We start from the raw sequence: 8,286 nt of genomic DNA, 5'->3' as shown, positions 1-8,286 counted from the left end.
GGGCCGCAAGGGCGGGGGTCAGGGCCGCAAGGGTGGGGATGCCGGGGCGGATCCTCCGGTGGCCGACGTCAGCTCAGCCGTCATCTCCGCACCGGGGGAGAGCTCGCTGCGGGCGGGCGGCACGTAGTCACGCAGCCGCGCGAGCGCCTCGTCCGGCTCGGTGGCGACCACCAGCATGTCGGTGTAGCGCGGGTGGGTGAAGCCACCGTCGCGCATGTTCGCGACGAACGCCAGCAGCGGGTCGAAATATCCCGCCACATTCAGCAGGCCCACCGGCTTGTCGTGGATGCCCAACTGCGCCCACGTCCACTGCTCCGTCAGCTCCTCCAGGGTCCCGGGTCCGCCGGGGAGGGCGAGGAACGCGTCGGCACGGTCGGCCATGATCGTCTTGCGCTCGTGCATCGAATCCACGACGATCAACTCGTCGAGCCCCTCGTGCACCTGCTCGCGCACGTGCAGCGCCTCGGGGATGACACCCGTGACGTGTGCGCCCGCCTGCACCGCGGCATCCGCCACCGTGCCCATCAGGCCGACGTGGCCGCCGCCGTAGACGAGCCGCATGCCGCTGCGCCCGATCGCCGCGCCGACGGCGCGGGCGGCGTCGGCGTAGATCGGGTCGTATCCGGGCGAGGATCCGCAGAAGACCGTGACCGTGAACCGTGACATGACCCGACGCTAGAACTCCCGTGTTTCCGCCTCGTCGCGGCATGTTTCGGGGGCGTCACGAGAGCGCCGCCCAGCCGCGCGAGAACTCCACAGAATCGGTGATGAAGCGGGCTGTGACGGCCCGCAGGGCGACTTCGCGCGCCGAATCCGTGGAGTTTGCGCGCCGCCGCGGCCCGCACAGCGCCGCCGCGCACCACCCGCCACCCACCACCCGTCACCACCCCGAAACATCGCCCGATTAGGGTCGTCTTATGTCACTCCTGGTCACCCGTGCCCGCCTCATCACGGTTCCCGCCGGCACCGACGATCCCGGCTACATCGAAGACGGCTGGATGCTGGTCGGCGACGACGGCCGCATCGCTGCGATCGGCGCGGGTGAGCCCACGCCCGGGACAACGGCCGACGAGACCCTCGATGTCGCGGGCGCGTTCGTCGCGCCGGGCTTCGTCTCCAGCCACTCGCACCTGTTCACGAGCGGACTGCGCGGGCTGGGTGTCGAAGGCACCCTGTACGGCTGGTGCGACGCGATGCTCGGCACGACCGCGCACATGACCCCCGACCAGCTCTACTGGGCGACGCTGCACGGCTCGCTCGACTTCCTCTCCAACGGCGTGACGACGGCGTACAACTTCACCGACCCGCTGCAGGCGTGGGAGTCCATGGTCGACGGCAAGCGGACCGGCACGGCCGGGATGCGCCAGCTCGACTACCACTACCGTCAGGCCGACGGATGCCGGGACGCCGGCATCCGCTTCGTCGACGCGGCCGGGATGGACGTCACCGTCGGCACGGCGGACGAGGTCTTCGACCGATTCGCCGCCGAGGTCGCCCATACGCGCAGCCTCGACCCCGACTACGCGCTCGGCGCGTCGATCATGGGTCAGGTGCAGTGGTCGCCGCATCCGGCCGCCGCCGAGTTCGAGGTCGAGGCGATGCGCCGCTACGGAGTGACGAACCAGGCGCACTTCCTGGAGTCTCCCGAGGCGATCGAGCACCAGCAGTCCAAGTTCGCGCTGTACCGGGATGCCGGGGCGCTCGAGCTCGGGCTCATGTTCGGTCACTTCATCCAGACGACGACCGAGATCATCGAGCAGGCCGTCGCCGGCGGCGCGTCGATGTCGTGGCAGCCGGCATCCAACGGGCGCCTCGCTTCGGGCATCGCGCTCGTGCCCGAGATGCTCGAACTCGGGATGAAGGTCGGCGTCGGCCTCGACGACCAGGCCTGCACCGACGTGAGCGACCCGTGGCAGAACATGCGCATGGGCATCTACATGCAGCGTGCCCGCACGAAGGACCCGCTGTCGATGATGCCCGAGACGATGCTGCGGCTGCACACGCTGGGCGGGGCCGAGATCATGGGCGTCGATGACCGCGTCGGGTCGCTCGAGGTGGGCAAGTTCGCGGACTTCGTCGTGGTCGACCCGCGGTCGCCCGACGTGGGGCCGCTGTGGCATCCGGTGCGGACGTACGTGCTGTCGATGAGCCCGCGGAACCTCAAGGCGGTCTACGTCGGCGGGGTGCTGGTGAACGCCGCGGGGGAGTCGACCAGCCCGCTCGCCGCGGAGGCGTCGGCGAAGGTGCACGAGCTGCCTGCCGCGGTCGTGCCGCTACGCGGCCACCCGCACTGATCGGGGCCGCCGCGTTTCGACTCGACGCTGCGCGCCTCGCTCAACGACCGGGCGGCTCTGTGCGCCCGTGCGCCCCGTGAGCGCAGCGAGTCGAAACGCGGCAGGGCGGGTCAGCGGGAGCCGACGACCATCCCCATGCGGTCGAGCGCGATGTTCTCCACGATCTGCACGATGTTGTAGAGCAGCAACGTGATGATCGTGATGATCGCGATCGAGGCCCACACCTGGTTGAACTGCGCCTGGGCATTGAACTTCATGATCGCGCCGCCGATTCCGGCGCCCGTCGACAGCCACTCCGCCAGCAGGGCACCGGTGACCGCTCCCGGCACCGAGACGCGCGCCGCCGCGAAGATCGACGGGAGCGCACCGGGCACGTTGACCTTGCGAAGCGTCATGAAGCGCCCGCCGCCGAACACGTGCACGACATCGAGGCTCTGCTGGCTCGCGCGGGTGAGCCCGAACAGCACGTTCGCGAGCGCGGGGAAGAGCACGACGATCGTGCCGATGACGGCGACGGATGCCGTGGTGCCGCGTCCCGTCATCAGGATGATGACGGGGGCGATCGACACCAGCGGAATGGTGCGCAGCAGCAGTACGAGCGGCATGACACCGGCTTCTACGGCTTTCGACAGGCTGAACAGGATCGCGAGGACGATCGCGACGATCATGCCGACGATGAAGCCGAGCCACGAGTCCCACAGCGTCTGCCCGACGAGCGAGAAGATCTGATCGCGGTTGGCTTCGGCCTGCGGCACCACGAACAGGAAGTTCCAGACGTCGATCGGACCCTTGGCGACGAACGGTGAGATGCCCGTGAGGCTCACGACCGCCTGCCACAGCAGCAGGAGGACGAGAATCGTGATGCCCGCGTTTCCGAGCGAGCGTCCCAGCGTCTTGCGGAACGCCTTGCGGCGGTCGGACTTGAGGCGAGCCTGCGCCGCGGCGTCCGCTGCGATCGCCTGCTGACGGGTCGCGTCGCCCATGCGGTCGGGTTCGGTGCTACGGGTGACGGTACGAGCGGACATCAGCTGGCCTTCCCCGCCACCCACGGGGTGACGAGCTTGATGACGAGGCCGAACAGGCCGTACGCCACGAGCGCGAACACGGCGCACAGCAGGAACACCGACCACACTCCTGCCGTGTCGAGCTGCCCCTGCAGGCGGATGAGGGTGGGGCCGACGCCCGCGCTGATGGATCCCAGGTACTCGCCGAGCACGGCGCCCAGGAACGCGGTCGGCACGGCGATCTGGAGAGCCGTCAGGATCGCCGGCAGTGCCGCGATCAGGCGCACCTTGCGCAGCTGGGTGAGCGGTCCACCTCCGTACACGCGCACGACGTCTAGGGAGGCCCGGTCGGCGGACTTGAAGCCGAGGATCGCGCCGACGACGGTCGTGAACACGCACACGAGCGCGGCGAGGAAGATTGCTGTCTTCGACGGGTCGCCCGGGTTGGGGGCTCCGCCGAGCACGACGATCGAGATGCCGCCGACGGCGACGATGGGGAGGCAGTACGTGACGACGGCGATCTGGGTGATGACCGTCTCCGTCCGGGGGAACACCAGCACGACGGTGGCGAGCAGCAACGCGATGACGTTTCCCCACAGATAGCCGATGCCGGCCGCCGTGATGGTGGGCTGGAACACGCTCCACGCGCCCGAGATGTTCCCCTGTACGAAGAGCCAGTCCACGACCTGCCACGGCGTGGGCACGGGTGTGAACGTGCCGTCGGCGGGTTTGACCAGCACGGCGAGCAGCCACCACAGCGCGACCAGGGACACGCCGCCGATGATGCTGGCGAGCCAGCCGGGGATGTGCACGCGCGTCATGCTCACGTCTCCGCTGCGTCGTGCCCGCCCCCGCCGAACAGCAGCTCGGAGGCACGGTCGACGAGGGCGTGGAACTCGGGCGTGCGCATCATCTCGGGGGTGCGCGGGCGCGGCAGGTCGATCTCGATGACCTCCTTGACGCGACCGGGGCGCGGCGCCATGACCGCGACCCGATCGGCGAGGAAGATCGCCTCGCTGATGCCGTGAGTGACGAGGAGCGTCGTTGCAGGCTTCTCGGTCCAGATGCGCAGCAGCTCGAGGTTGAGGTTCTGCCGCGTCATGTCGTCGAGCGCGCCGAAGGGCTCGTCGAGCAGCAGCACCGAGGGCTTGAGCACGAGGGCTCTCGCGATCGACGCGCGCTGGCGCATGCCTCCCGACAGCTGTGCGGGCTTCGCATTCGCGAAGTCGCCCAGACCCACCAACTCGATCAACTCGTCGACGTACTCCTTGTCGACCTTGCGGCCTGCGACCTCGAAGGGCAGCTCGATGTTCTTTCGGATGCTGCGCCACGGCAGCAGCGCGTGATCCTGGAAGGCGATGCCCAGCTCGCTCTTCGCGCGCAGCTGATCGGGCGTGTCGCCGTCCACGAGCGCCGTGCCCGACGAGGGGTGGTCGAGCGCCGCCAGGATGCGCAGGATCGTCGATTTGCCACAGCCCGAGGGTCCGAGCAGAGCCAGGAACGAACCCTTGTCGGTGTGCAGGTCGGTGTCCTGCAGGGCGAGCAACTGCTTGCCGCCCCGCAGAGCGAAGGACTTCGAGACTCCGGAGATCTGGATGCCGGTGCCGGAGGCAGCAGCCGGGGCACCGGCATCCATCGTGATCGTGTCACTCATCGTGATTGTCACTCAATCGTGAAGGTCGCTCACCGTGATTACGGCAGGTACTTCTTGAGGTCGGGGTTCTCGGCGTAGATCTCGTCGATGATCGTCGTGTCGAACAGCTGGTCGACCGTCAGCTCCCAGCCCGACGCCTTCAGCGACGCGAGCGTCTGCTCCTTCAGGTCGTCGGAGATCGTGAACAGACCGTTCGCCTGCGTGTCCTCGGTATCGATGAGCTTCGCCTGTGCTTCGACGCCGGCCTTGACCTTGGCCGGGTCGAGGTCTCCGAAGGTCGTCTCGCCAGAGGCCGCGGACTCCTTGTTGTACTTGATGACGGTGTCGACGGTGGTGTCGATCGGCTGGGTGAACGTGTCGGTCCAGCCCTTGATCTCGGCGATCAGGAACGCCTTGATGAGGTCCGGGTTCTCGGCCAGGTACTGGTCGGTCACGGTGTACGACTCGGCGACGTAGGGCAGGCCGTTGTCGGCGTAGGCGAGGTTCGTGGTCTCGTAGCCCTCCATCTCGACCGTCAGGGCCTCGTTGGTGAGGTACGCCATGAAACCGTCGACCTCACCCTTGATGAGGGGGGTCGGATCGAACTCGACCGGGACGATCGTGAGGTCGCTCTCGTCGATGTCGTTCGCGGCCAGCAACGCTTTGAACACGGAGGCGTTCGAATCCTGCACACCGATCTTCTTGCCGATGAGGTCCTCGGGCGTCGCGATGTCGCCGCCGTCCTTGAGGGAGAGGATCGTGAACGGGTTCTTCTGGAACGTCGTCGCGATGATCTTGAGGGGTGCCTGCTGCTCGGCGACGGCCGCGCCCACCGAGGCGGCATCGCTCAGGGCGAACTGCACGGTGTTCGAGAGGAGCTTTGCGACACCGGTGTCGGGGCCGGGGATGCCGGTCACGGTCGCGAACCCGGCTTCGTCGTAGTAGCCGTTCTCGTAGGCGTAGTACTCGCCGGCGAACTCCTCGTTCTTGATCCAGGAGTACTGGATGCTGACGTCGCCGAAGTCGGCGGACTCGCCGTCGCCGGATGACGACGAGGACGGGGTGCTCGACGAGCAGGCGGACAGGGCGAGCGCGGCGGTCGCCGCGAGCGCAAGGATGATTCCGCCGCGACGGCGGATGCTGTGACGTGTAGGCATCGGGTCTCCTAGAGGGCAAGGTGCTCTAGGACCCTAGATGCTTCAGGTTTCGAGAGCTTGTCCGGGCATGTTTCCGGATTGTGACGCGAGCCGCCAGACGCGGTCGCGGCTGAACGGCTGCTCGAACGGCCGTGGCGCCAATCCTCCTGTTCGGGGCGCCCGTATTCCCAATGCGCGGGCGATCGCGTTGCCGATCGCCGGAGCGACCGGGTTGTAGGGCGACTCGCTCATCGACTTCGCGCCGAATGGGCCGAGGGTGTCATTCGTGTCGGCGAAGTACACCTCGGTGTCGGGAACGTCGGCGAACTGGGGCACCCGGTAGGTACGGAACACGGGAGTCGTGAGGCGTCCGTCCGGCCCGACCATGACCTCTTCGTACAGGGCACTGCCGATCCCCTGTGCGACGCCGCCCTCGATCTGGCCGCGGCACTGCGCCGGATTCATGACGAACCCGGCATCCGCCGCGTGCACCGACTGCAGGATGCGGACAGAGCCGGTCTCTGGTTCCACCGCGACCCGCACGGCGTGGACATTGAACGCGAGCGAGCGCTGCTCGCCGAGCTCGGTGCCGTCGGCGGTGAGCTCGCCGTCCGCCGTCAACTCGGCGAATCCGACGGTGCGTGCCGGGGTATGTACGCCGATCGGCATGAGTTCCGCCTCGGATACGTCGGTGCCCGTGAGCGCGGCGGCACGCTCGCGCATGCGCCGCGCAAGCGTGAGGCACGCGGCGTGCAGCGCCTTGCCGGCGACGGTGGTCCCGGCCGAGGCGAAGGCGCCGGTGTCGTGACCGACGGCATCCGTATCGGCCGTCCAGAGCACAAGACGGTCGAAGGATGCCGCCAGGTCTGTGGCGGCGATCTGGCGCAGGACCGTCGTGGTGCCGTTGCCGAACTCCGCCGTGCCGGTGCGTAGCAGGTAGGTGCCGTCGGCGCGCAGCGTCGCCGACGTGTTCGCGACGTGGCCGAACGGCGCCATCGTGGCGATCATGGCGGCGGCCATGCCTTCGCCGACGAGCCATCCCTCGGGGGCGGCGACACCGTTGCCGCGCTGCAGCGCCTGTTGTGCGAGGTCGAGGCACTGATCGAAGCCGTAGCTGCCCCAGACGAGGTCGTCATGCCCCGGATCGTCGCCGGCGCGGATCGCGTTGATGCGGCGCAACTCGAACGGGTCGATGTCGAGACGTTCGGCGAGCATGTCCATCGCGGACTCGACCGCGAGGATGACCTGGCCGAGCCCGTAGCCGCGGAACGCGCCCGACGGGATGTTGTTCGTGTACACGACCTCGGCGTCCATGCGCTTGAGCGGGATGCGGTAGATCGTCGTCGACTCCGACAGGGCGTGGAACATGACGCCGCGGGAGTGGTTGCCGTACGCACCCGTGTCGCTCAGCAGGTCGAGCTGCATCGCGGTGAGGTGGCCCTCGGCATCCGCTCCGAGCGTGATCGAGACTCGCATCGGGTGGCGTACGGCGGCGCGGAAGAACTCGTCCGTCCGGGTGAACTCGTAGGCGACCGGCCTGCCCGTGCGCAGCACCGCGAGCGCGACGAGGTCTTCCGTGAAGATCTCCTGCTTGCCGCCGAAACCGCCGCCGACGCGCGCCGCGTGCACGCGGACGCCGCTCGGGTCGAGCTCGAAGATGCGGGCGATCTCGTCGCGGGTGAGGAACGGCACCTGCGTCGACGAGCGGATGACGAGGCGGCCGTCGTCGTCGAGCCAGCCGACCGAGCCGTGGGTCTCGAGCTGGGCGTGCGTGACGCGTGCCGTCTGCCACGTGCCGCTGACCGTGACGGCGCTGGCTTGCAACGCCGTGGCGACGTCGGGACCGGTGTGGAGGCCGACGATGACGTTGCGATCGGCCTCGTCGACGCGGTCCGCGGGGGTGCGGTCGGGGTGCAGCAGCGGGGCGCCGGGGCGGCGTGCCTCGTCGGGGTCGAAGACGGCGGGCAGCAGGTCGTAGTCGACACGGATGAGCGCGCACGCGGCATCCGCCGCTTCGGCCGTCTCGGCGACGACGGCTGCGACACGCTGACCCACGTGCCGAACCACCGTATCGAGCATGCGGGTGTCGTCGGGGTCGTCCTCGCGGTGCTCGTGCCGGGCGGTCGAGTAGCGGATGCCGGGGACGTCCTCGTGCGTGAACACGGCGACGACGCCGGCGAGAGCGCGCGCGGCCGCGGTGTCGATGCGCGTGATGCGGG

At 68.7% G+C, this 8,286-nt stretch carries 7 protein-coding genes; 1 reads left to right on the top strand and 6 read right to left on the bottom strand.

Features of this window, described 5'->3' with window-relative positions; genetic code table 11:
- Positions 1-18: 18 nt before the first annotated feature.
- Positions 19-666 (bottom strand): TIGR00730 family Rossman fold protein, encoded by a 648-nt coding sequence (locus WBP48_RS16975; RefSeq protein WP_424441918.1) that lies wholly within the window; start codon positions 664-666, stop codon positions 19-21.
- Between the two features lie 251 nt (positions 667-917).
- Between WBP48_RS16975 and WBP48_RS16970 the strand changes: the two genes are divergently transcribed.
- Entirely contained in the window at positions 918-2,294 is a 1,377-nt protein-coding gene (locus tag WBP48_RS16970; protein ID WP_424441917.1) for an amidohydrolase family protein, read from the top strand.
- A 110-nt stretch (positions 2,295-2,404) separates the two neighbouring features.
- Here WBP48_RS16970 and WBP48_RS16965 read toward each other — a convergent pair whose 3' ends face one another.
- From WBP48_RS16965 to WBP48_RS16945, 5 genes are all read right to left on the bottom strand, one after another.
- Entirely contained in the window at positions 2,405-3,319 is a 915-nt protein-coding gene (locus WBP48_RS16965; RefSeq protein WP_424441916.1) for an ABC transporter permease, read from the bottom strand.
- A complete protein-coding gene (locus tag WBP48_RS16960; RefSeq protein WP_424441915.1) occupies positions 3,319-4,119 on the bottom strand; it encodes an ABC transporter permease in 801 nt (266 codons plus the stop codon). The genes WBP48_RS16965 and WBP48_RS16960 overlap by 1 nt, the downstream gene beginning before the upstream one ends.
- Positions 4,120-4,121: 2 nt before the next feature.
- Positions 4,122-4,934 carry an ABC transporter ATP-binding protein gene (locus tag WBP48_RS16955; protein WP_424441919.1) on the bottom strand — a complete coding sequence of 271 codons (813 nt, stop codon included), beginning with the start codon at positions 4,932-4,934 and terminating at the stop codon, positions 4,122-4,124.
- Between the two features lie 56 nt (positions 4,935-4,990).
- On the bottom strand, positions 4,991-6,088 hold the full coding sequence (locus WBP48_RS16950) for an ABC transporter substrate-binding protein (protein ID WP_424441914.1): 1,098 nt from the start codon (positions 6,086-6,088) through the stop codon (positions 4,991-4,993).
- A gap of 42 nt (positions 6,089-6,130) precedes the next feature.
- On the bottom strand, positions 6,131-8,286 hold a 2,156-nt coding region (locus WBP48_RS16945; protein WP_424441913.1), incomplete at its 5' end, for a xanthine dehydrogenase family protein molybdopterin-binding subunit.

Source organism: Microbacterium sp., from assembly GCF_049661145.1.
GTDB lineage: Bacteria > Actinomycetota > Actinomycetes > Actinomycetales > Microbacteriaceae > Microbacterium.
This window is presented reverse-complemented; position numbering and strand designations above follow the sequence as displayed.

What these genes read in the sequence shown, in the direction of transcription:
- WBP48_RS16975 (WP_424441918.1), bottom strand. Translation starts at nt 666, where the DNA reads ATGTCACGGTTCACGGTCACGGTCTTCTGCGGATCCTCGCCCGGATAC.
- WBP48_RS16970 (WP_424441917.1), top strand. Translation starts at nt 918, where the DNA reads ATGTCACTCCTGGTCACCCGTGCCCGCCTCATCACGGTTCCCGCCGGC.
- WBP48_RS16965 (WP_424441916.1), bottom strand. Translation starts at nt 3,319, where the DNA reads ATGTCCGCTCGTACCGTCACCCGTAGCACCGAACCCGACCGCATGGGC.
- WBP48_RS16960 (WP_424441915.1), bottom strand. Translation starts at nt 4,119, where the DNA reads ATGACGCGCGTGCACATCCCCGGCTGGCTCGCCAGCATCATCGGCGGC.
- WBP48_RS16955 (WP_424441919.1), bottom strand. Translation starts at nt 4,934, where the DNA reads ATGGATGCCGGTGCCCCGGCTGCTGCCTCCGGCACCGGCATCCAGATC.
- WBP48_RS16950 (WP_424441914.1), bottom strand. Translation starts at nt 6,088, where the DNA reads ATGCCTACACGTCACAGCATCCGCCGTCGCGGCGGAATCATCCTTGCG.